General features: G+C 74.6%; 3 protein-coding genes. 1 reads left to right on the forward strand and 2 read right to left on the reverse strand.

Annotated elements, in window-relative coordinates; genetic code table 11:
• Positions 1 to 489 (reverse strand): methyltransferase domain-containing protein (locus DKL51_RS28230; protein ID WP_185734943.1); only part of this gene is annotated, 489 nt, incomplete at its 3' end.
• A gap of 29 nt (positions 490 to 518) precedes the next feature.
• Entirely contained in the window at positions 519 to 686 is a 168-nt protein-coding gene (locus DKL51_RS35270) for a hypothetical protein (RefSeq protein WP_165823206.1), read from the reverse strand.
• Positions 687 to 887: 201 nt separating this feature from the next.
• On the opposite strand from DKL51_RS35270, the gene DKL51_RS28235 reads away from it, so the two are divergent.
• On the forward strand, positions 888 to 1592 hold a 705-nt coding region (locus DKL51_RS28235), incomplete at its 3' end, for a sulfite exporter TauE/SafE family protein (protein ID WP_148097870.1).

The raw sequence follows: 1592 nt of genomic DNA on the forward strand, positions 1-1592 counted from the left end.
GGCGAGCGCGGGGGCGACGTCGAGGTGGCCGTGCATGGCGCGGCTGAGCACGGCGGCGGCCCGGCCGGCGACCAGGATGCTGGCGGCGCCGCCGCGGCGCAGCGCGCCGACCAGCGCCGACATCACGGACGCCGGTTCGTCGACGACCTCCAGGACGGAGTGGCAGAGCACCAGGTCGACGCTGGCCGGCTCGACCAGCCCGGCGAGTGCGTCGCCGTCGCCCTGCACCGCGCGTACCCGGTCAGCGACCCCGGCCTCGGCGGCCCGGCGGGTCAGCGCGGCGAGTGCGTCGGGGCTGGCGTCGACCACGGTGACCCAGTGGCCGGCCTCGGCGAGCGGGACGGCGAAGCCGCCGGTGCCGCCGCCGATGTCGAGCACGGTGAGCCGCTCGCCGGTCCGGCGGGCCAGCTCGTCCCGAAGCACCGCCCAGATGACGGCGGTGCGGGGGGTCAGCGTTCGAGTCTGCTCCACCCGGTCGAGCCTAGTCACCCGCGCCAGTCACCCCGTGCCGCCGGTGCTCACGAGTCGGCGCCGCCCTCGGGGTCATCCTCCGCCCGCGAACGCCGGGCGTTGGCGACCGGACCGTCGGTCACCGGGTATTCCCGGGCCTCGCACTGGTGCGGGTGCCAGTCCGCGCCCAGCCGGGTCCGCCGACTGTTCGCCACCGCGTGGTACGTCTCGCTCATGTCCTCCCCCTCGTGGTGCGGGAACACTTCCTGAAACACCTGGATCGAGCAGGACGATCCCGGGCTCCGCCAGGATCACAGTGCGGTGCGACCAGCACCTTTCCGGTTTGTAAAAGTTTCAAACGAAAGCCGCGGTGTGTCGCGCGTCTCCGGCGGCCGGGCCGATTGCCAGCCTGCCGCCGGCCCGGTCACCCTGATCGGATGGTCCTGCTGCTCGCCGCCTTCGGCATCGTGCTGCTCGGTGCGTTCGCCCAGGCGGTCAGCGGCTTCGGGTACGCGCTGGTGACCGTGCCGCTGCTGGCCGCCGCGATCGACCCCCGCAGTGCCGTCCTGGTCTCCGCGCTGACCGGCATCGGGCTGACCCTGGTCGCGGCCGTCCGCGAGCGCGCGTACGCGCAGTGGCGGGTCGCGGCGGCGCTCACCGGGACCGCCCTGCTCGGGCTGCCGGTCGGCCTGCTGGTCCTCGCGCACGCGCCGGAACGGATGCTCAGCGCGGTGATCGCGGTGGTGGTGCTCGGCTGCGTCGCCCTGGTCTGGTTCAACGCCCGGATCCGCACCGGCCGGCTCGGGCTCGGAATGGTCGGCGTGCTCGTCGGGGTGCTCACCGCCGCCACCGGCACCAACGGGCCGCCGCTGGTCGCCGCGTTCCACTCGCTCGGCTACGACCCGCGCACCTTCCGGGCCACCCTCGCCGCGACCTTCTCCGGCACCGGCCTGATGGGCCTGGCGGGATTCGCGGCGACCGGCCAGGTGCACCTCGACGTGGTGCGGACCGCCCTGATCGCCCTCCCGGCCGTGCCGCTCGGCTGGTGGCTGGGCAACCTGCTGTTCCACCGGATCGACCCGGTGGTGTTCCGGCGGATCGTGCTGGTCGGGCTGCTCGGCAGCGCCGGCGCCGCACTGGTC

Source organism: Micromonospora globispora (assembly GCF_003857015.1).
Taxonomy (GTDB): Bacteria; Actinomycetota; Actinomycetes; order Mycobacteriales; family Micromonosporaceae; genus Micromonospora; species Micromonospora globispora.

Excerpts from the sequence above, each read along its gene's own strand:
- DKL51_RS35270 (WP_165823206.1), bottom strand. The coding sequence starts at position 686 with ATGAGCGAGACGTACCACGCGGTGGCGAACAGTCGGCGGACCCGGCTG.